The following is a 25894-nucleotide window of genomic DNA, read 5'->3' on the forward strand; positions in this document are numbered from 1 at the left end:
CTAATTAACGAGTAAGCTTCATTTTGTAATCCACGGAAACTTTTCCTCGCGTGATATCACTTAACTTATTTTTGATGAGGCGCTTCTTCACGGGATTCAAATGATCTGTGAATAAAATACCTTCGATATGATCGTATTCATGTTGGATAATGCGAGCAGCTAAGCTTTCGAAAATATCCGTTCTTTCTTCGCCTTGCTCCGTCCAGTAGTGAATCTTCACGTATTCTGGGCGATACACCTCGCCGCGAATACCTGGGATTGAAAGACATCCTTCCTCGAATCCCCATTCGTCGCCTGTTTCTTCCAAAATAGTCGGATTCACAAACACCTTCTTAAAGCCGATTAAAGACTCATCTACATCCTCGTCCTTTTCTCCCTCGTTCATGGGACGGCCGTCTACCACAAACAAACGAATGTCCATGCCAATCTGTGGAGCAGCTAAGCCAACGCCGCTGGCCGCATACATGGTCTCAAACATATCTTCCGATAATTTGATTAAATCAATGCTTCCTAATTCAATAGGAGCGGCGACTTTTCTTAAAACGGGGTCCCCGTAGGGTATAATTGGATAAATCATGTCTATTAGCGCAATGCAAACAACAAATTTAGCAGAATTTATCCTTTGTTTTTCGTAATTTGCAGGGATTTTTAACCTAAGTTAGATTTAATAAAAAGATTATGAATAGAAACTTCTTTAAGGCACATCCTTGGCATGGCGTTCAAATAGGTGATCAAATGCCTGAATTAGTGACCGCGTTTATTGAAATTGTTCCTACGGATACGGTGAAATACGAGATTGACAAGCAAACGGGATATCTGAAGATCGACCGTCCGCAGAAATTCTCGAACATTGTTCCAGCTTTATATGGCTTTTTGCCTCAAACGTATTGTTCTGATGGCATCGCGGAATTAGCGCGCAAGTATTCTGGTAAGGATATTGAAAGAGGGGATGGCGATCCGTTGGATATTTTAGTGCTTTCAGAGCGTGCGATTACGCACGGAGATATTTTATGTCAAGCGATTCCGATTGGGGGAATTCGCATGATTGATAAGGGTGAGGCGGATGATAAAATTATTGCGGTATTGAAGGATGATCCGATTTATGGCAAATGGAAAGACATTGCGGATGCACCTAAGGATATCGTGGAGCGCTTGAGACACTATTTCTGGACCTATAAAATGTTGCCAGGAGAAACCTCCTCAAGTGCGGTTGATATTGATGATATTTATGGTCGCGAAGTAGCTTTCGAAGTGATTCGTCAAGCGCGCGAAGACTACCGTAAAAACTTTGGTTAGAAAACCTTAAAATGTAAAGCTATGTGGCAATTTGTCAAATATTCGTTAGCGACTGTCGTGGGACTTTTTCTTTTTGCGATCGTCTCCTTATTGCTATTGGCTGGTGTAGGTGCCGCCATGGGTAGTTCGGACGAGGTCTATGATTTGAAAGATAATTCCGTGTTGAAATTGGATTTGAATCGTCCCATCGTGGAGAACGCGACGACGGAGGATAATCCCTTCGCGGCTTTAACGGATTTGTATTTTGCTCCACCGGAGAATTTGGGATTAATTCAGGTTTTGTCTGCTTTAGAGCGGGCCAAAGTCGATCCTAAAATCAAGGGGATCTATTTAGACGCTAGTTTTCCGATCGCCGGATATGCGCAATTATCCGAAATTCGCGAGGCAATTCAGAAGTTTAAAAAGTCCGGCAAGTTTGTGTATGCCTATGCTAATTCGTACACGGAAAAAGGCTATTATGTATCTTCTGTGGCGGATAAGACCTATTTGAATCCGAATGGTTTATTGGATTTCAATGGTATTAGCGTTCAATATACGTTCTACAAGAAAGCTTTAGACAAATTAGAAATAGAGCCTTTAGTGTTCCGCGTGGGTACGTACAAATCGGCGGTAGAACCTTTCATTCGTGAAGATATGAGCGAAGAAAACAAGGCGCAGACATCCTCTTTCTTACAGTCGATTAATACCTATGTGTTTGACAAAATTGCTCGGTCTAAAAATATCCCCGTTCGTAAATTAGATTTGATTGCGGATAGTTTACAGGCTTTTGAGCCTTCTAACGCGGAGAAATTAGGAATGGTGAAGCAAGGATATTGGGATGAGTTTGAGGCCTTATTAAAGAAGGGATCTGGAGAAAAAGAAAAGGTGATTTATGTGTCTGTGAATAATTATTTGAAGGCAAAAAATCCAATTGACGAGGTAGAAGGGAAGGATCGCATTGCGGTTTTAGTGGCTGAAGGAGAGATCTCTGGAACAAGAGCTTCTGAGGGAAATATTGGTTCAGATGATTTCGTGAAAGAATTGAAGAAATTGCGTGAGAGTAAATCAGTCAAAGCGATCGTGCTTCGCATTGATTCGCCGGGTGGATCCTCTTTAGCTTCCGATATCATGTGGCGTGAGATTGAATTAACCAAGAAGGTAAAACCGATTATCTCGTCTATGTCAAATTATGCTGCTTCTGGTGGCTATTATATGGCGATGGGAACGGATGTAATTGTTGCCCAACCTACGACTATCACGGGTTCCATTGGTATTTTTGCTGCCTGGTTCAATGTGGATAATTTCCTAAAAAATACCTTGGGTATTACCCAGGATCATGTGAATACACATGCGAATTCGAACTTTATGACGTCAGCAGGAGCCTTAACCGATTTCCAAAAATCAGTTGTTCAGAAATCGGTTGACAAAGGCTATCTTTCTTTTACGACGAAAGCAGCGGCAGGTCGCAAGATGACATTACAACGCTTGCAATCGGTAGCAGGTGGCCGTGTTTGGACAGGAGCTCAGGCAAAACAAATTGGTTTAGTGGATGAATTAGGCGGTTTAGATAAGGCGATTGAGATAGCGGCGGCTAAAGCAAAATTAAAGCCGGGTGCTTACAAGGTGTCGGTTTATCCGAAGGCGAAATCATTCGTGGACGAGTTATTAAGTTCTGCGACTTCTGAAACTTCGTTATCAGAGCGTTTGTTGGCTAAAAATATCCCTTGGGCTTCCTCCATGTTTGAGGTAAACCGTTGGAAAAAAAGAGAAGGCTTCTTAGCAATGATGCCTTATTTAATGGAATTTGAATAGAAATAAAGCTTATATGGTACGTAATAATTGGACTCGGGAAGAGGTAGAAAAAATATACAACCAACCCTTTTTGGATTTGGTCTATCAAGCGGCGACGGTGCACCGCGAGAATTTTGACCCGAATGAGGTCCAAATCTCGACTTTGCTTTCCATCAAAACGGGTGGTTGCCCAGAGGATTGTTCTTATTGCTCGCAGGCAGCTCGTTACCACACAAATGTGAAGGTGCAAAAATTACTTCCATATGAGGAGGTTATTCAAGCAGCAAACCGCGCGAAAGACAGTGGTAGTTCGCGTTTCTGTATGGGAGCGGCTTGGCGCGAGGTGCGTGATAACAAGGACTTTGACCGTGTACTAGATATGGTTAAAGGCGTGAATTCCTTAGGCATGGAAGTTTGCTGTACGTTAGGCATGTTATCTGAAGAGCAGGCGCAGAAATTAAAGGATGCGGGTCTTTATGCCTACAACCACAATATCGATACGAGTGAGGAATATTACGATGATGTTATCTCAACGCGTACCTACGATGATCGCTTAGAGACGCTAGGCAACGTACGTAAAGCAAAATTATCTGTTTGTTCAGGTGGTATCATCGGAATGGGTGAAAGTGCGGGAGATCGCATTGGAATGCTTTTGACGTTAGCGAATTTACCTGAGCACCCTGAATCTGTTCCAGTGAATAATCTTGTTCCAGTGGAGGGAACACCTTTTGAGAATCAAAAGACAGCCTCTGTCTGGGATCTTGTCCGCGTTATCGCCACGGCTAGAATCATGATGCCCAAGTCCGCGGTTCGTTTATCCGCGGGGCGTTTAGAATTAAACTACGAAGGTCAGGCTTTCTGCTTTATGGCAGGAGCGAATTCGATTTTCTCTGGGGATGTCTTATTAACGACGCCTAACCCGGATACGAAATCAGATGCGGAATTATTCCAAATCTTGAGCATCAAACCGAAGGAAGCGTTCAAAGATGCACGTAAAACAGGGATTGAATTTAATCAGATTCCAAGTGCACAAGGCCTAGAGCACAAGCACTAGTTTTTACAAACATAAATGAAGCGCTATTTCGAAAGAGGTAGCGCTTTTTTTATAGTCTTTTCTTCATCCGGTAATGTTGGATTTCGCCGAACAATAGATAGGATTCGGCGACAATCGTATAGCCAATTGCTTCATAAAAAGGTACGGCATTTTCCCTCGCCTCTAAGACTATTTCGGTCCAGCCTTTTTCAATTGCCTTCTTTTCTAAGTAAGCCATGATGGCTTTTCCAATTCCTTTTCCCTGAGCAGCGGTTGCAGTAGCTACGCAGCGTACCTGGCCTTGTTTTTCAGCCGATTCGTGCATGCGAGCTACGCCTAAAACCACCCCGTCTTTCACCGCGATAGCGTGAATAGCTTGGTCTTCATCTGCCAAAACTTCTGAACCCAGCGGTTGGTTCCAAGGCTCTCTTAATACGTTAAAGCGCAAGGCGTAGTAGGCTTTCCAGTCCGAGTCGGTTTGTGGGGATTTTATTTCTAGCATAGAAGTGTAAAAAAAATGGCGCCACCCGCAGGGTGGCGCCATAAATATACTCGATTTCGATCCTATTTTGCAAAGTTCACGGCGCGCATTTCGCGAATCACCGTTACTTTGATTTGACCAGGATACTGCATCTCTTTCTCGATTTTTTGAGAAATGTCGAATGATAAGTTGGATGCTTTTTCATCGCTTACATTCTCTGAATCGACCATGATACGAAGCTCACGACCCGCTTGGATCGCATAGCACTTCTGAACACCATCGAATGAGGTAGCCAATGTTTCTAAATCACGAAGACGCTTCATGTACGACTCCATCATCTCGCGGCGTGCACCTGGACGAGATCCAGAGATCGCATCACACACCTGAATGATAGGAGAGATCATGGAAGTCATCTCGCACTCATCGTGGTGAGCCCCAATCGCATTACATACTTCTGGATGCTCTTTGTATTTCTGAGCCAGCTCCATTCCTAACAGTGCGTGAGGAAGTTCAGGCTCTTCATGCCAAACTTTACCAATATCATGCAATAGACCTGCACGTTTCGCTAGTTTTGCATTCAATCCTAATTCAGCTGCCATTGTGGCACAAAGCTTTGCGACTTCGCGCGAGTGTTGTAATAGGTTTTGGCCATAAGAAGAACGGAAACGCATACGTCCCACCATCTTAATTAATTCTGGGTGCAAACCGTGAATACCTAAGTCAATCACCGTCTTCTCACCGATTTCGATGATCTCATCGTCGATGTTCTTACGGGTCTTATTCACAACCTCCTCAATACGAGCTGGGTGAATTCGGCCATCCTGTACCAAACGGTGCAAAGATAAACGAGCAATCTCTCGGCGAACTGGATCAAAACCTGAAATGATAATCGCCTCCGGCGTATCATCCACGATGAATTCCACACCTGTCGCAGCTTCTAGCGCACGAATGTTACGGCCTTCACGTCCAATGATTTTTCCCTTGATGTCGTCTGATTCGATGTTGAATACAGAAACGCAGTTTTCGATCGCGTTTTCAGCCGCCGTACGCTGAATCGTTTCGATCACGACTTTCTTCGCTTCTTTCGTAGCCGTTAATTTCGCTTCTTCGATCGCTTGTTTCACTAGTGAACTCGCTTTCGATTCTGCTTCTGCCTTTAAAGCATCCATAATTTGTTGGCGTGCTTCATCTGCTGAAAGACCAGCAATTTTCTCTAGTTGGCTGATCTGATTCGCTAACATAGCTTCCGCCTCTTCGCGCTTCTTCTCTACGTCTTCTAGTTTCTTACGGAAATTTTCTTCCTTAGCCTGTACGCTTTGTTTTGCAGAATGCAATTCTTGTTCAGCCGTACGTTGTTGCTCCGCTTGTTGCGCTAAAACGCGCTCTTTTTCGCGTAGTTTTTGTTCGTTCTCTAACAGAATTCCCTTTTTGTTTTGAGACTCTTCTTCGAATTCAGCACGAAGACGTAGGAAGTTCTCCTTCGCTTCAAGCATGCGGTCTTTCTTGATGTTTTCTGCAGAGATTTCTGCATTTTTTAGGATGTCTTCCGCTTTGCGTTGTGCATCCCCTTCGATGTTTTTATTTACTTTCGAGTAGAATACTTTCCCGGCAAATAAACCTCCAGCCGCAGCGATAAGAGGGATAATAAAAGTTAATATAGTGGACATATAGAACGAATGTGTGTTTATACAGTAGTCCCCGGAAAAATCGAAAGAAAAGGAAAATTATACTGTGAACTCAGCCGCAAGCGATAACAATTCGTTGTTTTCTTCCAAAACGTCGTCCTGGAGTGAATTGTGTTCTGCGTCAAATTTCAAACCACACATGGCTAAATCGAGTGCCACCATCGCCATCACGGCTGCGGGATCTGAACTATTTGTCTCCTGTTCGTAATAACGAACAAGTCTGTTCACTAATGATGCTGCATTTCGTACGTAAGCCTCTTCACCCGGACTAACCCTTAAGGCGATACTTTGTATGCCTACCAGTAGATTACAAGGGATTTTAGGATTCATGGATTGCGTAATTGGTCAATGCAATGATCTATTTTTGTAATATATTCTTCTAACTTTTGTTTCAACTCAGCATTGGGAATTGCTGTGTTATCTGTACTAGCTACAATTTTAGCGAAATTATCTGATTTTTTAAAGTTTTTCTCCAATTCTTTTAACCGTCTTTGGGTTTTAACCAGTTCCTCTGATTTTAGGGCTAGCTTTTGTTGGAGATCTTCGAGTTCCGCTTGTTTTTGGACGAGGGTGCCTTGAAATTCGTGTAAACGCGCTACCATCCCGCTGATCTTCAGCTTGAGGTTTAGGTATTGCATTTTTAGTTCACTTTTCATTTCAGGGTTAAGCTAGGTTTCCCGTTTTTCCAGGAGAATTCTTTCAGTAAAATATAGACCAAAATACAAATAAATCCGATGTTCTGACTGATGAATAACGGAATTTGTAAACTGGATAAGATAGAGCCAGACTGTATAGCGATCACACCTAAACCAATGTACACGATGGCTGCCATCCATCGGTAGGGTGCTGGGTCGTATTTTTGGCCCCCTACATAACACAATAAAGTCATCACGATGGCTGAAGTCAAGAAAGAATAGGCACAAGCCATATAGCCATAGATAGGGATGAAAATGACATTCCCAATCAAAGTAACGGCTAGTCCAGTCACTGTAATCACCGTACCCATGTAGGTTTTGTTCGTCTTTTTAAACCAAACCGATTGCGTGTAATACACTCCTAAAAACAAGTTAGCCAGCAATAAAACAGGCACCACCCCAATGCCTTCCCAATAGATGGATTGACGCAAAAATAATCCCTGTATCCAGAATAAATTCGAACTCACGCCCACCCATAAAATCAAGCAAACGATCACAAACCAATGGCTCACTAGCGCTAAATTCGATTGCGAATTTTCGGCAGACTTAGAACCTAAAAAGAACGGTTCTGCCGCATACTTAAAAGCCTGAATGGCTAAACTCATAAAAACGGAAAGTTTATAGCAGTTGCCATAAATTCCTAGAGCGTCCTCTGAACTTCTACCTGGATAAAATCCTTCTGGTAGAAACTCCTCTAGCAATAAACGGTCGAACATTAAGTTAAACATCGCCGCTAAACTCATGAACATGATGGGGAAGGAGTAGACCCACAATTTTTTCATTTCGGCACTATCCCAGGTCCACTTGAAATCAGTAAAAGAGGAGCGTAACCAATAGAATAGACTTGCGTTTGAAAGTAGATTAGCTAGGAAAATATAACCGGCTCCGATACTTGGGAAATAGAGATTCTGTAAAAAGATGGGACCCCAGTGACCTTCCTGCATCGGTTTTAAAAGCGCTAAAAAGAAAAGGTTCAATCCTACATTTAGGAGGATGGAAACGATTTTTGCCTTGACAAATAATTGAATTTTACGTTCCAATCTTAAACGCGCGAAAGGAATAGCTGTCACCGCGTCGATCGCCAAAATCAAGGCTAACCAACGCATGAATTGACCTTTTCCTTCATAGCCTAGTTGTGCCATCAAGGGGTCAGCAAAGACAAATAATCCAAGGGTAAAAAGTCCTGAAGTGAGGATGATAGCGGTTAAAATGAGATTGTAATAGCGTTCTGGCGCCTCTTTCGCATAGCGAAAATAAGCCGTTTCCATTCCGTAGGTGTAGATGATATTAGCAATAGCGACATAGCCGTAGAGCTTCACGTTCACGCCTAAAGCAGCCGGCATAAAGGCGGCGGTATGGATGAAAACCAATAAAAAATTCAGGGAGCGCCCCAGGATCGTACTGAATCCGTAGGAAAGGGTTTCGCCAGCTAATTTTTTAAGAATGGACATGCGTGAATGTTCGGTCAATTCTCAAAGTTACAATTTATTGCTTTTGATAGCCGATGATTTGGTAAAAATGCTCAGAATAACTTTCGCTGATCGGAATATGATTCTCGCCTATTTTGATTTTTTGGCTGCGAATCGACTCCATCTTGCTGAGTGAAACGATGAACGATTTGTGCACCCGAATGAATTCTGTGGAGGGTAATTTTTCTTCGATGGACTTCATCGTCATGCGACAAACTACCGGGAATTTTTGGGTTCTTAGGTGGATTTTAATGTAGTCTTTTAGGCCTTCGATGTAGAGAATGTCTTCGAGCATAATCTTCATCAACGAGTAATCCGCATGAATGAAAATGAACTCTAATTTAGGAGCTTCTGCAGGCTTATTCAGCATTTGCTTGCTCTTGTGATAGTCAAGTGCCTTATGACTAGCCTTTAAAAAGCGCTCAAAATTGATGGGTTTTAAGACGTAGTCGATGACATCTAAATTGAAGCCATCTAAGGCATATTGTTGGTAGGCCGTCACAAAGATAACCATCGGTTTTGTGGTCAAACTTTCTAAAAATTGCAAGCCTGTCATTCCGGGCATTTGGATGTCCAGAAACAATAAGTCCACCGGATTATTCTCCAAGTATTCTACTGCCTCCATGGCATTGCGACAGCGCTTCACGAGTTGCAAAAAAGGAACTTTGGAGATGTTATCTTCAACTAAATCTAAAGCTAAACTTTCATCATCCACTGCCATGCACTTCAAAATGCTACCCGGGATTTCTACTAGATTTTCCTCTGACATATTACAGGTGTTGAATGGTGAGTGTGATGATAAAATCGGAGCCTGTATCGTTCACCTCTAACTGGTGATTCGTAGGATATAACAATTCCAAACGGCGTTTCACATTCGTTAGTCCGATACCCGAACTTTCATCTTTCGTCTCGTTCATCGCCGTCCCTTTTTTATTAGCAACGCTGAAAAATAATTCAGAGGTGCTGTCTTTTAATTCGATGTCAATGGTGGGATTTTCGATGAACCCTACGCCATGTTTGAATGCGTTTTCTACAAAAGGAATCAATAACATGGGCTCGATGTGGCTTGATTTTGGCCCTAATTCATGTTTAAAATCAATCTGTATATCATCGCCAAACCGAATCTTCTGTAAGTCTATATAACTTTCTAAATAGACTAATTCTTTACTGATAGGAACTATCGAATCATTCGTTTCGTAAATCATATAGCGCATCAATTCCGATAATTTCACGACTACGGGTTCCACCATTTCAGGCTTTCTGCGGGACAAAGAAACGACGCTATTCAACACGTTAAACATGAAATGCGGGCTGATCTGTGAGCGCAAAAAAGAGAGCTCAGATTTCAAACGTTCATTCTCCTGTTCTTTGACCTGCTCATCTTCCTTCATTCGGTCTGAAATCAATCGATAGGAAGTACCAATTGCGGCATAAAACAACAATTGGAAGATCATCCGCATTAAGGCACCTCTTCTAGCACCGCCACCCGAATGATTGCCTGGGAAGAAATGAGAATAAGCCCAGTGAAATAATTCCTCATGAATCCATAGCATGAAAACAATCGCACCGATGAGGGTCAATAGGTAAATGATTACTCCTTTGGCTCTCAATAACTTGGGGAGTAAGATCTCGGTATTTAGATAGAAAAAGGGAATATTGATGACCGTAAAACTGGTCATGTAAAAAATCCAAAAATAAGAACGGCGAATTTCTTCTGGGTTAGTTGAATTCGTATTAGGTCCTAAAAGGATGGGTAGCGCAATCAGGAAAGCCCAAAAAAACAGGTGCAATAACAGATTCCTGAAGGTAGACGTCTTATATATCATCGGGTTTTATTTTGCTTTTTCAAGTCAGCGAATTCAAATTAAGAGAATCTTCCTTATATTTCCATTAAAATTTCTACCACCGTCCTGAATGTGCCGATGAAAAGGCCAAATGGTTTTCAGTAGATTTGTCTAAAACCTATTTTAAAATGAAGAAATTGCTCCTTTTGTTGCTGTTCGCCACGCCCTTTTGCGTTTGGGCTCAGCAATCGATTCCCCTCACAGATTTAGCTGCTTTTGATCAACCCAGTCAGAATTGGACGATTGAACAGGCCGTGTTTTCTACCTATTCAGATACCGCATTTCAGGTAAGTCCCGGCCAAGGCGTTTTAGTGAATACGCTCAGAGGTGGTAAATACCATCGCACAGATGATTTGAAGTCCAAAATGCAGCATGGAGATATTCGCCTGTTAGTCGACTTTATGTTGCCTAAGGGTATGAATTCAGGTATTTACATGCAAGGTCGTTACGAAGTGCAGTTGTATGATTCTTGGGGAAAGAAAACTGTGAAATACAGTGATTGCGGAGGTATATATGAGCGTTGGGATGATTCGCGTGGAAAAGGAAATGAAGGTTACGAAGGTTATGCGCCACGCCAAAATGCGAGTAAAGCTCCCGGCCTTTGGCAAACCTTAGAAATTGATTTTCAGGCCCCTCGTTTCGATGCGAATGGTAAAAAAATCGCGAATGCCATTTTTAAGAAAGTGATTTTAAATGGCATTTTAGTACAGGAAAATATCGAAGTTTCCGGGATGACGCGCGGTGCAATTTTTGATAAAGAAGCGCCCTTTGGCCCTATCTTAATTCAAGGCGATCACGGCCCGATTGCCTTTAGAAATCTGCGTTTTGAGACTTACGAAAAGCCTACAGCCTCTCTAGGTGAGGTTTCTTATGACTATTATACAGGCAAATTTACAGACCCAATTATCCCTACTACTAAGCCAGTTTCCTCAGGTAAATTGCCTGCCTTGACCTACCGTGTCATTCCGGTGAACAATGATTATTTAATCCATTACAAAGCAGAATTGACGATTCCGGAGGATGATACGTATGAGTTTCAAACCTTTTGGACAGGCTCTGGCGAATTGAAAGTAGATGGTGTCGTCTTGAATAAAGGCGCGCATTGGTTTAACGAAATGGTGCCAGCCTCTACTTTCTTGAAAGCAGGCAAGCATCGCCTAGAAATTGTTCACATCAAGGATTTCCCTTGGGGTCCTAAGGCCTTGGGTTTGAACGTGAAGCGCATCGGTTCCCGTTTAGTGTCACTTCACGAGAGAACGTCGTTATTGGATCCAGATGCGGTAGGACTGATCGAGGTAAAAGCGAATGCAGAACCCGTTTTACAACGTTCGTTTGCCTTTCATTTAGGGAAGAAGAAGACGCACGTGATTCACGTGGGAGATCCTGCGGGATTGCATTATAGCTACGACTTAAAGCAAGGCGCGATTCTTCAAGTTTGGCGGGGTAAATTCTTAGATGCCACCCAAATGTGGGATAACCGAGGCGAGCCTCAGACTTCTGAGCCTCTCGGTTTAACGGTCGTTCAAGATGGAAAATTCCCCTTAGCTTTAGCCCATCAAGCGCAAGCAGATTCAACGGATTTAGTCTACAAAGGCTACCGTTTAGAGGCGGGTCGTCCCATCTTTATATACGAGTGGACTGCGGCGAAATTGCGCGTTGAAGACCGCATACAGCCGGCGGGAAATGGATTAAAGCGTACGTTGACCTTGGTAGGAGCAAGTCCGCAGAAAACCGATGTGGAAGCGGTATTAGCCACGGGACATCATTTGTCTATTTTGCAAAATGGCTTGGCTTCTCAGCCGGGTAATTTTATGGAATGGAAAGGGGCTGCGGCAGAACTTTTGAAAATAGCTTCCGGCGCACAACAAATTCGTGTGCCATTTACAGGGGCGCAATTCACTTATGACTTGATTTGGTAACGATGAAAAAATATACAGCTTTAGTTCTCTTGTTTGCAACAGCCCTAGGTGCCTTTGCCCAGACAAAACCAGCTCCTAAAAAGGAGCAAGATTATTACGAAATAAAAACCCTTCCCATCCCGAAAGAGATCTATTTAGAGGTGGGAGGATTAGCTACGATGCCGGATGGCCGTTTGGCGGTCAGTACGCGGAGAGGGGAGATTTGGATCGTGGAGAATCCTTACCAAAAAACAAGTCACCAAACCTATTACCGTCGGTTCGCGAGTGGTTTGCACGAGGTATTAGGACTTGCTTACAAGGATGGCGTATTTTATTGCTCGCAACGCGGGGAGTTGACGAAAATTTCAGACACGGATCGCGATGGTGTGGCGGATTTGTATGAGCCCATTTACCAATTTGACCTGTCAGGAAACTACCACGAGTACACCTATGGTCCCGTGATCGATAAGAACGGGGATATGTGGGTGAGTTTGAATTTAGCGTGGGTGGGTTTTGGAGAAGGTAAGTTTTCCAAATGGCGAGGCTGGTTCGTAAAAATCACCCCAGACGGCAAATTAGAGCCTTTTGCAGGTGGTTTGCGTTCTCCAGCGGGTTATAGCTTTAACGAAGAAGGCGATCTGTTCTACGGCGAAAACCAGGGAGACTGGGTGGGTTCGGGCCGAGTAACGCACCTAGCTAAAGGCGATTTTGCGGGCAATCCAGGCGGTCTTAAATGGGCGAAAGAACCCAATAGCCCCTTGAAACTTAGCTTAGAAGAGATTCAAGATAATGGTTCACCGATGTTTGAGGCGGCGAAGAAAAATCCGAAGATCAAATTACCAGCTGTTTGGTTTCCTCACGCGATTATGGGGATTTCCACTTCAGACATAGTGCAAGACACCACTAGGGGCAAGTTTAGCCCATTCCCTGGTCAGTATTTCGTAGCAGACCAAGGGCAATCCAAGGTGATGCGTATGGGTCTAGAGAAAGTGAATGGCGTTTACCAAGGTTTTGCCATCAACTACCGCGAGGGATTCCAGTCAGGAATCTTGCGCGAACGATTTGGCTTAGATGGCAGCATGTTTGTGGGAATGACGTCTCGTGGCTGGGGAAGTACGGGGAAGGATGATTTCGGTTTGCAGCGCTTGTTTTGGAATGGAAATATGCCTTTTGAAATCGATATGATCAAAGCGAAGTCAGATGGTTTTGAGTTTAGCTTTACACAGCCAGTAGATGTGAATTCCGTGAAGAAAGCCGCTTCTTATGCGATTCGGTCGTATATATACAAATACCAACACCAGTATGGAAGCCCGATTATCGAGTTAAAAGACTTAAAAATCAAAGGGGTGGAAGTGTCAGCTGATCGCAAGAAAGTCCGCATTTCCATCGATGGAATTCGCCAGTTCTTCATTCATGAATTTACTCTAAAGGGGGTGTTGAATGAGAAAGGGGAGCCTTTGTTGCACGAGACGGCATATTATACCTTGAATGAGATTCCTACGGGTCCTGCTTTAGTGGCGGCGGCACCTGAGGCGGAAATCAAAACGAAAGTGACAGCTCGCAACGTTAAAAACTCTATGGGCTATGAATTAGGCATTGCGGGTCTATTGAAGAAACATACCTGCTCTGCTTGCCACGCAAAAGACAGTAAATTAATAGGCCCTGCCTTTACGGAAATCGCTAAGCGTAATTATTCAAATCAGAAGATTTTAGAGTTAGTATATAAGCCTAACCCGCAAAACTGGCCGGACTTCGCTACCGAAATGGCACCGATGAGTCACGTGCCCAAGTCGGATGTGCTGAAAATTGCAGGCTGGATTAATGGGCTGCGTGAAACAGAAAGTCTTAAGAACCACGACTAAATAAAAAAGCTCTCTGTTTATCGCAGAGAGCTTTTTTTAGGATTAATGTCGATCGAGATTATCTCTTCGCTGCAACACTTCCTTGAATCGCTAAAACGATTTGGGAAACTTGGCCATTGTTAATAACCGTAACCGTTTTATTAAAGTTGCCTGGGCGACCAGCAGAATTATACGCTGCTGTAACTTTACCTGTTTTGCCTGGCATAATAGGCTCTCTAGTCCAATCCGGAGTGGTGCAGCCGCAAGATGGCTGAACGTTAGAAATAACCACAGGCGTTTTTCCTGTGTTAGTGAATTCGAAGCTGTACGTTGCTACTGTTCCTTCTGTGATGGTACCAAAATCGTGTTTTTCTTGTTTAAATTTCAAAACACCTTGTGCGTTTGAACTGAAGGCAAAGCCTAAAACAAGCGCAAATAGGGCGATTAATTTTTTCATATCTATTTTCATTGGTTTTATATACGGTCCAAATCTATAAACAATAAAAGATTTCGACAAGTTTCTTGTCCGGATTCTGTTTGTACGCCCAGGATTTTGTTGTATTTTTACGTGTTTAATAAGACCAAGCATTTGAATTCATTTATTTTTTCTAATCCTCCACATTCATTCGATCCTGCCCAGGTGCTCGAAGACTATCGCTTGGCCGTTATTAGCCGCGCTTGTAGTCTTTTAGTGCGTAAAGAGGTCTTTTCTGGCCGGGCGAAGTTTGGTATTTATGGGGATGGAAAAGAGTTATGCCAAATCGCTTTAGCGCGGTCTATGCGCCCAGGGGACTATATTTCGGGTTATTACAGAGATCAAACGATTGGTGCCGCCATCGGGGATTTAACCTGGCCACAGTACTTTGCGCAACTATACGGTCATCCCGATATTCAATTTGACCCACATTCAGGTGGACGTCAGATGAATAATCACCACGCCACTCGCTGGTTAGATGAAGTCGGCAAATGGCTAGATCAGACCTCTCGATACAATACCGTGGCCGGAATTTCGTCCACAGCGGGCCAAATACCCCGTGCTTTGGGCATTGCCTACGCCTCTAAAATGTACCGGGAAAGGGCAGATTTAAAAGATCATGAAGCACTTTTCTCTAAACAGGGTCAGGAAGTTTGTTTCACCACGATAGGGGATGCATCCACATCTGAAGGCATGTTTTTAGAGTGTATTAACGCCGCCGGAGTGTTGCAGATTCCTATTGTCTTTTCGGTCTGGGATGATGGATATGGTATCTCGGTGCCTATTGAATTTCAAACAACAAAATCATCCATTTCGAAGGCATTAGCGGGTTATCAGCGTAATGAGCAGGAGAAAGGACTCGAAATTATACAAGTAAAAGCCTGGGATTATCCCGGTTTAGTGGCGGCCTATCAAAAGGCGGCAGAATTAGCACGCAAGGACTTTGTTCCGTGCTTAGTTCACGTCATCGAATGTACGCAACCACAAGGTCACTCGGCTTCCGGTTCTCACGAACGCTACAAATCAGCGGAACGCTTAGCTTGGGAATTAGAGGCTGATTGTAACGTGTTGTTCCGTCAATGGGTTTTAGCTGAAAATATAGCCTCCGAAGAGCAATTAAAAGCCATCGACGAGGAGGCCTCCGTGTTAGCGCGCAAGTACCAGAAAGAAGCCTTTGCGGCCTATATGGCCTCGGTTGAAGTAGATAAAAAGGGTTTTTTACGCATCGCGAAAAACCTATTAGAATCCACCAATGAACCTAGTTTATTGCAGCCCATTATCGATGAATTAAACGCGCTGCCTTATCCTATTTTTAGCGATTTAGTGCGAGCAGGTCGCAAGACCTTGCGCGCTTTTCGATTCTACCAAGGGCCTGCAGTTAAACTACTGCGCAAGTGGTTAGATGACCTCGAAAAATTAAACAGAAGACGCTTCAGTTCACATCAAATGAGTGAGTCGGATGAGTCTCCTTTGTTAATTCAAGGCGTGAAACCGACCTATGAAAAAGAACCCGTTTTAGTAGATGGAAGGGAAATTCTGAATAAGGCTTTTTCGCAGTTTTTAGAAGATCCACGTGTATTTATCCTCGGCGAAGACGTAGGGAAAATAGGGGATGTGAATCAAACGTTAGCCGGATTACAAGAGAAATTTGGGCCGCTGAAAGTGACCGATACTGGTATTCGCGAAGTAAGTATTGTAGGCCAGGGAATCGGTGCTTCGATGCGTGGTTTGCGACCGATAGTAGAGATTCAGTATTTGGATTACATATTCTACCCATTCCCCGTGTTATCGGATGACTGGGCTTGTTTACATTACCGCACTGCAGGTGGTCAAAAAGCCCCCATGATTCTTCGTACGAGGGGTCATCGCTTGGAGGGTATTTGGCATTCTGGAAGCCCTATGGCCGTTTTAATCAACGGTTTACGCGGCGTGCATTTCTGCGTTCCTCGTAACATGACGCAGGCAGCTGGGATGTACCGCACGCTTTTAAAGGGCGATGATCCGGGAATTGTGATCGAATGCTTGAACGGATATCGTTTGAAAGAGCCTATGCCGTCTAATTTAACCGAAATCGAGGTGCCACTTGGTATCCCTGAAATATTGCGCGAGGGTACAGACCTTACGGTCGTAACGTATGGTTCGATGTGTCGAATTGTGATGGAAGCGGCGGAGACGTTGGCGGGACTAGGAATTTCCGTAGAGGTGATCGATGCCCAAACTCTATTGCCATTTGACAGACACCACAGCATTTTAGCTTCGATTCAAAAGACCCACCGCGTGATTTTCGCAGATGAAGATATGCCGGGTGGAGCATCTGCTTATATGATGCAGGAGGTCTTAGATAAACAAGGAGCCTTTACCTGGTTAGAAAGTCCAGCCGTTTGTATCGCGGCAACGGCTCACCGACCAGCTTACAGTTCGGATGGAGATTATTTCTCTAAGCCTAACACCGAGAATGTCGTGGATGCCGTCTACGAAATCATGCGAGAATCGGATCCGTCGACCTATCCAGCTATCTATTTTTAAGATGAAAGCGTATTTTCAGGCTATTTGGGATGGAATTCAGAGTACTCGAAAGGGGATGGCTTTGACGTGGAAGCATGCCTGGGCCGCTCGGAATCAACGCAGCATCCAAAATATTCAAGATCCTGATTATTTTAATCAAAAGGCTGGTATTGTCACACTTCAATACCCGCAGCAACAAATACCCACTCCCGTTAACGGGCGCTACCAATTGCACAACGAAATGGATGATTGCATCGTCTGTGATAAATGTGTGAAAGTCTGTCCGGTGGACTGCATCGAAATCGATCCTATCAAAGCAACGGGTTTAGTGGGAACGGCTTCTGACGGCTCGCCCATTCGTTTATATGCCGCGAAATTCGATATAGACATGTCCAAATGCTGCTTCTGCGGCCTTTGTACCACCGTTTGTCCGACCGAATGTTTGACGATGACCTCGGAATACGATTTCTCCGTTTTCGATGTGAAGGAACATAATTTTGAATTCGCGAACTTGACCCCGGAACAAGCGGCTGAAAAGCGCGCGTTGTACGAGCAATTTGTAGCGGAAAAAGAAGCAGCGAAAGAAGCAGCGAAAGAGGCAGCGAAAACGGCAGAACCTACTGAAGCGCCGACTACTGAATCAACGGAGGAAAAACCTGCTACTCCTAAACCAGCCTTCAAGCCCGCCTTTAAGCCTAGTTTTAAACCGAAGCCTAAACCTGACGCCGAATGAGCCCGCTTGTGATCGCATTCTTGGTATTAGCCATGTTGACCTGCGGAAGCGCGTTGTCGATGTTGTGGACAAAGAATTTGTTGCATGCGGCTTTGGCTATGTTCTTGACGATGCTCGGCCTAGCCGGACTGTACGTCTTAGCTTATGCGGACGTTTTAGCGGTCGCGCATTTATTGGTTTATGTGGGTGGTGTGTTAATCTTGATCTTATTTGGGATTATGTTAACTAATCAAACGGATCCAGCCACCGGGAAGAACCACTTGATGACGCGGGAATCAGGTCGATTGTTGCCTTTTTCGATTGGATTATCTTTTTTCTTAGGCCTTTTCTGGTTATTCACGAAAGGACCTTGGGTGATTAACTTACCAGTGACGGGAGATTCTAAATTACGGGAAGTAGGCTTAGGCTTATTGACCGAATATGCTTTTCCGTTCGAATTAGCAGGCGTGTTTTTATTGATTGCCTTAATAGGCGCCACTTTTGTCGCGAAGAACCATGACTGATATTCCGGTAATCTATTTCTTGTGGGTGTCTGCGTTTCTGTTTGCGACGGGAATATCGATTTTGCTAGTGAAAAAGAATACGATTTTCGTGTTGATGGGAATTGAATTGATTTTGAACGCGGCTAATTTGAATTTGGTCGCTTTTTCTAAAAATGATCCTTCCTTGCAAGGCTTGTATCTGAGTATTTTCGTGTTAGTGGTGGGTGTGTGCGAGATGGCGATCGCTTTAGCGATTATTTTGCAAGTCTACCGAAACTACCGCGCGATCGAAGTGGATCAATTCAAATCTGAATACTAGAGGTTATCCAGTTGTTTTTTGAATTGGAGGGCTTTCATTTTGCCTAGGACTTTGGCCAAATCCTCTTCAGACGCCTCCTTCAGCTGCGCAACCGTCCCAAAAGCTTTCAACAACTTAGCCGCCGTCAATTTCCCAATTCCATCCATGGTCTCCAATTGCGACACGATGAAGTTTTTGCTCCGCTTATTTCTATGCGCCGTAATCCCAAACCGGTGCGCCTCATCCCGCAACTGTTGAATCAGTTTCAGCGACTCCGATTTCTTATCTATATAGAGAGGTAAGCTATCCTCTGGGAAATAAATCTCTTCTAAACGCTTCGCAATCCCGATGATGGGGATTTGGCCATATAATCCAATGGCTTTTAAGGCATCACACGCCGAACTCAACTGCCCTTTTCCACCGTCGACAATAATCAGATTAGGAAGTTCAGCCTCTTCTTCTAACAGACGCGTATACCGCCGGGTTATCACCTCGTACATCGTGGCAAAATCATCTGGACCTTCGACCGTTTTAGGCGTGAAGGTGCGGTAATCCTTTTTCGACGGCAGCGAATTTTTGAAACACACCATCGCCGAGACCGGATTCGTTCCTTGCAAGTTCGAGTTGTCGAAACATTCGATGTGTTTAGGTAGGTCGTTCAGGCGCAAATCGTTTTTCAACTTGATCATCACGCGCATCTTGCGATCGCCACCACTTTCCTCTGCAGCCTTGCGGTCCGCTTTCTCTTTTCGGAAGTACAAGACGTTCTTTAGCGACATATCTAGGAGCTTCCGCTTGTCGCCTTGACTAGGCAGCGTGTTTTTTGCGCCCTCGAATTCGATGGACATGGGGATGTTGGTAATAATTTCTTTGGCCTTACTCTGAAACTGATTCCGCTTCTCCCAAATCAACATCGTCAACAATTCCGCCTCATCCTCTTCTAATTTCTTCTTCACCTCCCAGGTTTGCGATTGCAAAATCGTCCCGTTAATGACCTTCATGAAGTTAATGTAGGCCAATGACTCATCGGACACCATCGAAAATACATCCACATCATGAATCGATGGATTTACCACGGTCGACTTCGCCTGGAAGTTCTCCAGTAACTGCCACTTCTCTTTCCACTCCTGCGCCTGCTCAAAAGCGAGCCGGGTGGAGGCTTCTTGCATCTGAGCGATAAAAAAGGTCTTCGCCTTCTGGTAATTTCCCTTCAAAATCTGCGACACTTGATCAATGTACTCCATATAGCGCGCCTCCTGCTCTAAACCCTCGCAAGGTCCTTTGCAATTCCCAATATGGTACTCTAAACAGACCTTGTATTTTCCCGCCTCGATATGCGATTCTTTTAAATTCAGCGCACACGTCCGCAGCGGATACAGCTGGTGCAGCATCTCCAGCAGCGCATTCATTAATTTAGGATTCGCATAAGGCCCAAAAAACGTCCCCATCGCATGATTTATCCGGCGCTCCGTCACCAATTTAGGAAAGCGCTCGCGGGTCAAGCAAATAAACGGATAGGTCTTGTCGTCTCTTAATAAGATATTATACTTCGGCTGAAACTGCTTGATGAGTGTATTCTCTAAAAGCAAAGCATCAAACTCGGAGTGAACAATCGTAAACTCTAGCTTTCGAATCTGCGAAACCAGTCGCCTTGTCTTATTGTCCTTTCCTTTTGTATTCGTGAAATACGAGCTAACCCGGTTCTTTAAATTCTTGGCCTTTCCTATATAAATAATGGTTCCCGCTTCATCAAAGTAGCGGTAAACCCCCGGATCTTCGGGTAAAGAGGGAAGGATAGATTTAGGGTCAAAGGTGGACATAGGCCAAAATTAAGCAAAATTCTCTTCTTTGTATTTTTTGTAATTATCTAAGGTGACTCTTTCTTGATTAAGCCCAGATTAATACGTTATTATGCGTGGGTTAAGGAACATCAAAATCACGACAAAAACAGCTTTTCTGCCGACCAATGCCTTGTTCTTTATTGTATTCAAATGATGAAATAGGCCTCCTGAGGGCCTATTAAGAGAATACTTCTATTTAAAATAAAAAAAATGAAAAAATATCGAGTGAAAACTTGTGCAGGTTGTTAGAATTGGACATATTTGGCTGTATGTAATAGTGTAGCATAGTTAAGAAAGGTATTCTATTTCCGAATCGTTTCCTGCTCTGTGTTGTATTATTTGAAGAATTTGTTTGACGAATAAACCTGTTTAAAAGCTTAAAATGAATTATCAACCATTATCAGAAAGGAGGCATATCGAACTTTAACACATGAAACCCAAAATTTAATTTAAAAACTAACTTAATCTTTATTATGAAAAACAATTTTTACCAAAGTCTACGAAGCTTTCTTTTGCTAGCGATAGTGATGCTAGGAAGCTTTTCGTCATTTGCCCAAGACCGTAAGGTTACAGGTAAAGTCTCTGGGACAGATTCTCAGGGAATTCCGGGTGTAAGTATCTTAGTAAAAGGAACAAACACAGGAGCTACTACAGATGTTAACGGTGCATTCTCTGTAACTGTTAAATCTGCAACAGCTGTTTTAAACATTACAGCTGTAGGTTACAAGTCTCAATCCATTACAGTAGGTTCTCAATCTTCTATTAATGTAACATTAGCAGAAGACAATTCTCAGTTAGATGAGGTAATCGTAACAGGTTACTCAGTAACGAACAAGAAGGAATCTACAGCTGCTGCTTCTATCGTTAAAGCGAAGGATTTGCAAATCGCACCTACAGGTAACGTAGAGCAACAATTACAAGGTCGTGTAGCCGGTGTTACTTTGATCACTAACGGACAACCAGGTACGAACAGTATCATCCGTGTACGTGGTTTCGGCGCATTTGGTGGTAACGAGCCATTGTATGTTGTTGATGGAGTTCCTGTAGGAACAACTGATTTCCTTTCTCCAGATGATATCGAGTCTACTACTGTCTTGAAAGATGCAGCAGCGGCTTCTATCTATGGTGCTCGTGCAGCGAACGGTGTAATCGTTTACACAACTAAGCGTGGTGCGCGTAACAAAGGTATCACTGTTACTTACGATGGATTGTACGGTGGTACTGATCCTAACGTAGGTGGTGTAGCTAAAATGTTAACTCCTCAAGAGCAAGCAGACTGGACTCACGTAGGTTACCGTAACAATGCGGCGGCTAACGGAACGTCAGTAGCTTATACTCACCCTCAGTATGGTACTTCAGCGCAAGCTACATTACCTACTTATTTGCACTTCAATGGCGCAAATGGTGTGAACTCTGGTGATATGGCTGCAGCTCAAGCAGCTTATGCAGCTAATCCTTTGACTACTTTCGTAATCAAAACAAATAAGGCTGGTACTAACTGGTATGATGAAATTACTCGTTTCGGTTCTACTATGCGTCACTCATTAGGTATCCAAGGTGGAACAGCGACAGGTCGTTTCTATTTAGGTTTATCTGGCCAAGAGCAAGAAGGTATTTTGATTCGTAATAATTTCAAGCGTTATTCTGCGCGTTTCAACTCAGAGTTTGATTTAGGTAAAAAAGTACGTATTGGTGAAAATATCCAAATGACGTATCGTTCAGTAATTGGTCAAGCAGGTGGTAATAACGGTTTAGGTGTAGCTGGTGATGAATCAGTAATCTTATCTGCTTACCGTATGCCTACAGCTATTCCAGTTTATGATGAGTTCGGAAGCTTCGCGTCTACTAAGGCTGCAGGTTTTAACAACCCACGTAACCCAGTTCGTCAAATCTTACGTAACAACTCAAACGATAATAATTACAATGCTTCTGCATTTGGTAACGTATACGTTGAGTATGAGCCAATCAAAGATTTAATTATCAAATCTTCAATCGGTGGTCAATATGCAGGTTATGCATACAAAGATTATAACTACAAATACTTAGGTGATTCAGAGCCAGAGGCTTCTAACTCATTCGGTGAAGGTTCAGGTTATAACTTCGCTTATACTTTCACAAATACAGCTGCTTACAAAACGAAGTGGAGAAAGCATGGTTTAAATGCGTTAATTGGTATGGAAGCATTGAATACAGGAGCGGGTCGTCAGATCTCAGGTTCAGGTATCAATCCATTCTCAATGGATACGGATTTCGTAACTTTATCATCTGTACAGTCACCTGTAGTTAACTCAGGTTTGTATTCTGGTGTTAATTTCTACTCTTTATTCTCTAAGTTAGATTATAACTTCAATGAGAAGTACTATGTAACTGGAGTTGTTCGTCGTGACGGATCATCTCGTTTCGGTTCGGAGAATCGTTATGGTATCTTCCCTGCAGTATCTGCTGCTTGGAGAGTAACATCTGAAGAATTTATGAAGGATCTTCCTGCTATCTCTGATTTAAAAATCCGTGGTGGTTGGGGTTTAATGGGTAACTCGAATAACGTAGACCCTGCTAACCAGTTCTCTTTATATGCTGCTAACCGTGGTAACTCATTCTATCCAATCGATGGTCAATCATCAGGAGCGAACGAAGGATACTACCGTTCTCGTATCGGTAACCCAGCTGCGAAGTGGGAGACTTCAGAAACAATGAACATTGGTTTTGATGCAACTCTTTACAATGGTAAGTGGGAAATCGTATTAGACGTTTGGAGAAAAGATACACGTGATTTATTATTCAACGTGCCTCTTCCAGCGGTAGTAGGACCATCTGCTTCTGCACCTTCAGTAAACGTTGCTAAGATGCGTAACCAAGGTATTGATTTCCAAATCATTAACCGTGGAAACATCACTTCAGATTTGAAGTATGAATTAACATTGAACAATTCATTCTTAAAGAACGAAATCGTTGCATTTGCTCCTGGTATCACGAACTTAACAGGTGGTGCATTCCGTGGAATCACTCCAGTACGTATGGAAGTAGGTCGTTCTCTATCTTCATTCTACGGATACCAAGTAATTGGATACTTCAACTCAGCTGCTGAAGTAGCTGCTGCTCCAGCACAAGATGGAAAAGGCTTAGGTCGTTTCCGTTATGCGGATATCAATGGTGATGGTAAAATCACGACTGATGACCGTACCTTCCTAGGTTCTCCAGTACCAACTTACACAGGTGGTATCAACGTAGGTTTGACTTACAAAGATTTTGAATTTGCAACGTATTTATATGCATCTGCAGGTAACAAAATCTGGAACCAATCTAAGTGGTTTACAGACTTCTTCGGAACGTTTGAAGGATCAGGTAAAGGTGAGCGTGCGAAGCAATCATGGACTCCAGCATTAGGAAATAGCGCTGCTGCTCCTATTTGGGAATCAGCTTCGAACTTATCTACTTCAGCCGCAGCTAACTCTTGGTATGTAGAAGATGGTGATTATATTCGTGTTCAAAATATTTCGTTAGGATACAATATTCCTAAGAACTATACATCTAAGTTAGGTATCAAGCGTGCAAAGTTTACTTTGTCAGCTAACAACATTTTCACTATAACTAAATACAAAGGTTTAGATCCAGGTGTAGGTGGTGCAGCAGATACAGGATTCGGTATTGATGTGGGTAACTACCCAGTGACTCGTTCATTCAACGCATCAATCAACTTGACTTTTTAATTAGCAATAGCCATAATTAATGAATAAGAAAATGAAAAATAATCAGATTTTTAAGCGAATCGCTTTAGTGAGTGTGTCAGCTCTTACGTTGACCTTCGCTTGTAAGGATCAGTTTTTAGAAGTTCCGCCTACCGCATCATTAGCACAAGCGCAATTATCTTCTAAGGCTGGTGTAGAAGGTACCTTAATTGGTGCTTACGCTCAGTTAGCTGCAAAAGGATATTCTCGTCTTGCTGCAGGTACTAACTGGGTATGGGGTTCTATCCGTGGAGGAGAAAGTAACAAGGGTACTGACCCGGGTGACTACTCAAATATCAACACCATGCAACGTTATGAGGTTCAAACTACTGACGGTGACTTGAACTCTACATGGCAGGCAAAATACGAGGGTATTGCTCGTTGTAATGCGACGATTAACTTAGCAAATGGTTCGAAAGAATTATCTGCTGCGGATAAAACACGTATTATTGCTGAGGCACGTTTCTTACGTGGTCACTACTACTTCGAATTAAAGAAGTTATTTAACTCTGTTCCTTATGTGGATGAGACGTTAGATTACGGAAAAGGAATCGAAAAAGTAGCTAACACAGAAGCATTCTGGGATAAGATTGAGGCTGACTTTGCGTTTGCATTTGCAAACTTGCCAGCAACTTCTTCCTCTGCAGGTCGTGCGAACAAATGGGCTGCTGAAGCTTATTTAGGAAAAGTGTTATTGTTCCAAGGAAAGTTTGCTGATGCGAAAGCTAAGTTTACGGATGTAATTGCGAACGGTGTAACTACCAATGGTAAGAAATACGGTTTAGTTCCAAAGTTTGCTGAAATCTTCAACGCGGAGAATGACAACAACGAGGAAGCTGTATTTGCAATTCAGTCATCTATGAACACGGGTAGCGTGAACAACGCAAACGGTTTCGATGATTTGAACTACCCATACAACACAGGTTCTGATGGTCCAGGTAACTGCTGCGGGTTCTTCCAACCATCTTTCTCGATGGCGAATGCATATCGTACAGTGAATGGTTTACCTATCTTGACTGAAACAGCTGGAGCACCAGATTATAACTTAGCTGCTAACGCAGTGAAGAATGACTTTGGTGTTAACTCATCTGCTGCTTTCACAGAAGATACAAACCCATTAGATCCTCGTATTGACCACACTATTGGTCGTCGTGGTATCCAATACTTAGACTGGATCGAGCACCCTGGTGCTAACTGGATTCGTAAGCAAGATTACGCTGGTCCTTATTCACCTAAGAAATACATCTACTACAAGCGTCAAGAGAATACATTAACTGATGGTTCTTCTTGGACACGTGGTTATGCAACGATGAACTTCAACATCATTCGTTTTGCAGATGTATTATTAATGGCTGCTGAGGCTGAAATCGAAGCTGGTTCATTAACAACTGCTTTAGGTTACATCAACCAAGTTCGTAACCGTGCGGCTAATCCTGCTGGTTTCGTAATGAAAGGTGGTGTTGCTGAGGCAAACTACGTGATTGCACCTTACACAGCTTTTGCTGATAAGGCTGCTGCTACTAAAGCGGTTCGTATGGAGCGTTTATTAGAATTAGCAACAGAAGGTCACCGTTTCTTCGACTTAGTTCGTTGGGGTACAGACGTTACTACGTTAAATGCTTATTTAGCGTATGAGTCTAAATACTTAGTTACTAAGTTTGGTGGTGCATCTTACCAAGCGACGGATAAGTATTTACCTATCCCACAAGCTCAAATCGATATCCAAGGTACTTCTATCTTGAAGCAAAACGCAGGATATTAATTTGTTCTAATTTTTCTTAAAAAAGGTGGGATATTAATTCCACCTTTTTTATTTTCGCTTA

At 43.2% G+C, this 25894-nt stretch carries 21 protein-coding genes; 11 read left to right on the forward strand and 10 right to left on the reverse strand.

The genetic code is table 11. From position 1 onward, the window contains the following. Nucleotides 1-4 precede the first annotated feature (4 nt). Entirely contained in the window at nucleotides 5-577 is a 573-nt protein-coding gene (gene def / locus EWU21_RS00940; RefSeq protein ID WP_130894918.1) for a peptide deformylase, read from the reverse strand. A 101-nt stretch (nucleotides 578-678) separates the two neighbouring features. Between def and EWU21_RS00945 the strand changes: the two genes are divergently transcribed. From EWU21_RS00945 to bioB, 3 genes are read left to right on the forward strand one after another with little or no spacing between them, the layout of a single operon-like run. Next, entirely contained in the window at nucleotides 679-1296 is a 618-nt protein-coding gene (locus EWU21_RS00945; protein WP_130894919.1) for an inorganic pyrophosphatase, read from the forward strand. A gap of 21 nt (nucleotides 1297-1317) precedes the next feature. Continuing rightward, on the forward strand, nucleotides 1318-3087 hold the full coding sequence (gene sppA / locus EWU21_RS00950; RefSeq protein ID WP_130894920.1) for a signal peptide peptidase SppA: 1770 nt from the start codon (nucleotides 1318-1320) through the stop codon (nucleotides 3085-3087). Nucleotides 3088-3100: 13 nt separating this feature from the next. After that, on the forward strand, nucleotides 3101-4120 hold the full coding sequence (bioB, locus tag EWU21_RS00955) for a biotin synthase BioB (protein WP_130894921.1): 1020 nt from the start codon (nucleotides 3101-3103) through the stop codon (nucleotides 4118-4120). 49 nt (nucleotides 4121-4169) lie between these two features. Here the strand turns inward: bioB and EWU21_RS00960 are convergent, their stop codons facing one another. From EWU21_RS00960 to EWU21_RS00990, 7 genes are all read right to left on the reverse strand, one after another. After that, nucleotides 4170-4601, reverse strand: a complete 432-nt coding sequence (locus tag EWU21_RS00960) for a GNAT family N-acetyltransferase (protein WP_161566455.1) — start codon at nucleotides 4599-4601, stop codon at nucleotides 4170-4172. Between the two features lie 62 nt (nucleotides 4602-4663). Further along, a complete protein-coding gene (rny, locus tag EWU21_RS00965; RefSeq protein ID WP_130894923.1) occupies nucleotides 4664-6247 on the reverse strand; it encodes a ribonuclease Y in 1584 nt (527 codons plus the stop codon). 57 nt (nucleotides 6248-6304) lie between these two features. After that, nucleotides 6305-6595 (reverse strand): cell division protein ZapA, encoded by a 291-nt coding sequence (locus EWU21_RS00970; protein WP_130894924.1) that lies wholly within the window; start codon nucleotides 6593-6595, stop codon nucleotides 6305-6307. Next, on the reverse strand, nucleotides 6592-6921 hold the full coding sequence (locus tag EWU21_RS00975) for a hypothetical protein (protein WP_130894925.1): 330 nt from the start codon (nucleotides 6919-6921) through the stop codon (nucleotides 6592-6594). Before EWU21_RS00975 ends, EWU21_RS00970 begins: the two co-directional genes overlap by 4 nt. Continuing rightward, complete coding sequence (locus EWU21_RS00980; protein ID WP_130894926.1) at nucleotides 6918-8411, reverse strand: lipopolysaccharide biosynthesis protein; 1494 nt, start codon at nucleotides 8409-8411, stop codon at nucleotides 6918-6920. Before EWU21_RS00980 ends, EWU21_RS00975 begins: the two co-directional genes overlap by 4 nt. A gap of 34 nt (nucleotides 8412-8445) precedes the next feature. Further along, on the reverse strand, nucleotides 8446-9198 hold the full coding sequence (locus EWU21_RS00985; protein ID WP_201737828.1) for a LytR/AlgR family response regulator transcription factor: 753 nt from the start codon (nucleotides 9196-9198) through the stop codon (nucleotides 8446-8448). A 1-nt stretch (nucleotide 9199) separates the two neighbouring features. Next, nucleotides 9200-10255, reverse strand: a complete 1056-nt coding sequence (locus tag EWU21_RS00990; protein ID WP_130894927.1) for a sensor histidine kinase — start codon at nucleotides 10253-10255, stop codon at nucleotides 9200-9202. 146 nt (nucleotides 10256-10401) lie between these two features. Between EWU21_RS00990 and EWU21_RS00995 the strand changes: the two genes are divergently transcribed. Next, a complete protein-coding gene (locus EWU21_RS00995) occupies nucleotides 10402-12192 on the forward strand; it encodes a family 16 glycoside hydrolase (RefSeq protein WP_130894928.1) in 1791 nt (596 codons plus the stop codon). Between the two features lie 2 nt (nucleotides 12193-12194). Further along, a complete protein-coding gene (locus EWU21_RS01000; protein WP_130894929.1) occupies nucleotides 12195-14033 on the forward strand; it encodes a hypothetical protein in 1839 nt (612 codons plus the stop codon). Between the two features lie 58 nt (nucleotides 14034-14091). Here the strand turns inward: EWU21_RS01000 and EWU21_RS01005 are convergent, their stop codons facing one another. After that, the gene (locus tag EWU21_RS01005; protein ID WP_130922808.1) at nucleotides 14092-14469 is read right to left on the reverse strand and encodes a DUF1573 domain-containing protein; all 378 of its coding nucleotides are present in this window, start codon (nucleotides 14467-14469) and stop codon (nucleotides 14092-14094) included. A 132-nt stretch (nucleotides 14470-14601) separates the two neighbouring features. Between EWU21_RS01005 and EWU21_RS01010 the strand changes: the two genes are divergently transcribed. From EWU21_RS01010 to nuoK, 4 genes are read left to right on the forward strand one after another with little or no spacing between them, the layout of a single operon-like run. Then, on the forward strand, nucleotides 14602-17013 hold the full coding sequence (locus EWU21_RS01010; protein WP_130894930.1) for an alpha-ketoacid dehydrogenase subunit alpha/beta: 2412 nt from the start codon (nucleotides 14602-14604) through the stop codon (nucleotides 17011-17013). A gap of 1 nt (nucleotide 17014) precedes the next feature. Next, nucleotides 17015-17725, forward strand: a complete 711-nt coding sequence (locus tag EWU21_RS01015) for a 4Fe-4S binding protein (protein ID WP_130894931.1) — start codon at nucleotides 17015-17017, stop codon at nucleotides 17723-17725. Beyond that, the gene (locus EWU21_RS01020) at nucleotides 17722-18228 is read left to right on the forward strand and encodes an NADH-quinone oxidoreductase subunit J family protein (RefSeq protein WP_130894932.1); all 507 of its coding nucleotides are present in this window, start codon (nucleotides 17722-17724) and stop codon (nucleotides 18226-18228) included. Before EWU21_RS01015 ends, EWU21_RS01020 begins: the two co-directional genes overlap by 4 nt. Further along, the gene (gene nuoK, locus EWU21_RS01025; RefSeq protein WP_130894933.1) at nucleotides 18221-18526 is read left to right on the forward strand and encodes an NADH-quinone oxidoreductase subunit NuoK; all 306 of its coding nucleotides are present in this window, start codon (nucleotides 18221-18223) and stop codon (nucleotides 18524-18526) included. The genes EWU21_RS01020 and nuoK overlap by 8 nt, the downstream gene beginning before the upstream one ends. Here the strand turns inward: nuoK and uvrC are convergent. Further along, the gene (gene uvrC / locus EWU21_RS01030; protein ID WP_130894934.1) at nucleotides 18523-20325 is read right to left on the reverse strand and encodes an excinuclease ABC subunit UvrC; all 1803 of its coding nucleotides are present in this window, start codon (nucleotides 20323-20325) and stop codon (nucleotides 18523-18525) included. The two genes, nuoK and uvrC, sit on opposite strands and share 4 nt — an antisense overlap. 494 nt (nucleotides 20326-20819) lie before the next feature. On the opposite strand from uvrC, the gene EWU21_RS01035 reads away from it, so the two are divergent. Continuing rightward, nucleotides 20820-24053: a SusC/RagA family TonB-linked outer membrane protein gene (locus EWU21_RS01035; protein ID WP_130894935.1), complete on the forward strand. Its 3234-nt coding sequence runs from the start codon at nucleotides 20820-20822 to the stop codon at nucleotides 24051-24053. A gap of 31 nt (nucleotides 24054-24084) precedes the next feature. Further along, complete coding sequence (locus EWU21_RS01040) at nucleotides 24085-25833, forward strand: RagB/SusD family nutrient uptake outer membrane protein (protein ID WP_130894936.1); 1749 nt, start codon at nucleotides 24085-24087, stop codon at nucleotides 25831-25833. The last annotated feature ends 61 nt before the right edge of the window (nucleotides 25834-25894 follow it).

The organism is Aquirufa antheringensis (assembly GCF_004307425.1).
Lineage (GTDB): Bacteria > Bacteroidota > Bacteroidia > Cytophagales > Spirosomataceae > Aquirufa > Aquirufa antheringensis.

Excerpts from the sequence above, each read along its gene's own strand:
- def (WP_130894918.1), bottom strand. The coding sequence starts at position 577 with ATGATTTATCCAATTATACCCTACGGGGACCCCGTTTTAAGAAAAGTC.
- EWU21_RS00945 (WP_130894919.1), top strand. The coding sequence starts at position 679 with ATGAATAGAAACTTCTTTAAGGCACATCCTTGGCATGGCGTTCAAATA.
- sppA (WP_130894920.1), top strand. The coding sequence starts at position 1,318 with ATGTGGCAATTTGTCAAATATTCGTTAGCGACTGTCGTGGGACTTTTT.
- bioB (WP_130894921.1), top strand. The coding sequence starts at position 3,101 with ATGGTACGTAATAATTGGACTCGGGAAGAGGTAGAAAAAATATACAAC.
- EWU21_RS00960 (WP_161566455.1), bottom strand. The coding sequence starts at position 4,601 with ATGCTAGAAATAAAATCCCCACAAACCGACTCGGACTGGAAAGCCTAC.
- rny (WP_130894923.1), bottom strand. The coding sequence starts at position 6,247 with ATGTCCACTATATTAACTTTTATTATCCCTCTTATCGCTGCGGCTGGA.
- EWU21_RS00970 (WP_130894924.1), bottom strand. The coding sequence starts at position 6,595 with ATGAATCCTAAAATCCCTTGTAATCTACTGGTAGGCATACAAAGTATC.
- EWU21_RS00975 (WP_130894925.1), bottom strand. The coding sequence starts at position 6,921 with ATGAAAAGTGAACTAAAAATGCAATACCTAAACCTCAAGCTGAAGATC.
- EWU21_RS00980 (WP_130894926.1), bottom strand. The coding sequence starts at position 8,411 with ATGTCCATTCTTAAAAAATTAGCTGGCGAAACCCTTTCCTACGGATTC.
- EWU21_RS00985 (WP_201737828.1), bottom strand. The coding sequence starts at position 9,198 with ATGTCAGAGGAAAATCTAGTAGAAATCCCGGGTAGCATTTTGAAGTGC.
- EWU21_RS00990 (WP_130894927.1), bottom strand. The coding sequence starts at position 10,255 with ATGATATATAAGACGTCTACCTTCAGGAATCTGTTATTGCACCTGTTT.
- EWU21_RS00995 (WP_130894928.1), top strand. The coding sequence starts at position 10,402 with ATGAAGAAATTGCTCCTTTTGTTGCTGTTCGCCACGCCCTTTTGCGTT.
- EWU21_RS01000 (WP_130894929.1), top strand. The coding sequence starts at position 12,195 with ATGAAAAAATATACAGCTTTAGTTCTCTTGTTTGCAACAGCCCTAGGT.
- EWU21_RS01005 (WP_130922808.1), bottom strand. The coding sequence starts at position 14,469 with ATGAAAAAATTAATCGCCCTATTTGCGCTTGTTTTAGGCTTTGCCTTC.
- EWU21_RS01015 (WP_130894931.1), top strand. The coding sequence starts at position 17,015 with ATGAAAGCGTATTTTCAGGCTATTTGGGATGGAATTCAGAGTACTCGA.
- EWU21_RS01020 (WP_130894932.1), top strand. The coding sequence starts at position 17,722 with ATGAGCCCGCTTGTGATCGCATTCTTGGTATTAGCCATGTTGACCTGC.
- nuoK (WP_130894933.1), top strand. The coding sequence starts at position 18,221 with ATGACTGATATTCCGGTAATCTATTTCTTGTGGGTGTCTGCGTTTCTG.
- uvrC (WP_130894934.1), bottom strand. The coding sequence starts at position 20,325 with ATGTCCACCTTTGACCCTAAATCTATCCTTCCCTCTTTACCCGAAGAT.
- EWU21_RS01035 (WP_130894935.1), top strand. The coding sequence starts at position 20,820 with ATGAAAAACAATTTTTACCAAAGTCTACGAAGCTTTCTTTTGCTAGCG.
- EWU21_RS01040 (WP_130894936.1), top strand. The coding sequence starts at position 24,085 with ATGAAAAATAATCAGATTTTTAAGCGAATCGCTTTAGTGAGTGTGTCA.